At 53.9% G+C, this 319-nt stretch carries 1 protein-coding gene; it reads left to right on the top strand.

All coding sequences use genetic code 11. From position 1 onward, the window contains the following. Positions 1–100: 100 nt before the first annotated feature. Positions 101–319, top strand: a 219-nt coding sequence (locus PZH32_RS12265) for a hypothetical protein (protein WP_275208530.1), incomplete at its 3' end; no start/stop codon positions are given.

Genomic DNA, 319 nt, shown 5'->3' with positions numbered 1-319 from the left:
CGAAGCCCCCTTTGGGCTTCAGGAAAACGTTCGATGCGGCGTAACCCCTCGCTGATCGAACGTCGATTACCTCGCATCCGAGATGCTGCCCTAAGGGCAGATGCAACCCAAAAGTTCGCAGTTTTTTCCTGATCATGCGGTAAAATACCAAGGGAGAGAATACAGAGGGGACCCGTCTGACGGTGCTGTATTCCTGCTGGTCATTGAGGAGGGATACTATGTCGAGAACCGCCAGACAGCGGCATTACTTGACGTGCGGCCAAATGGCCGCCGCCAACAGCATCACCGAGAAGGCCTTGCGATTATATCAGAAGAAAGG

It is taken from the genome of Adlercreutzia equolifaciens (assembly GCF_029076695.1).
GTDB classification, from domain to species: Bacteria; Actinomycetota; Coriobacteriia; order Coriobacteriales; family Eggerthellaceae; genus Adlercreutzia; species Adlercreutzia equolifaciens_A.
Note: the sequence above shows the minus strand (reverse complement) of the source record. Positions and strands in the feature narration are given on the sequence as shown.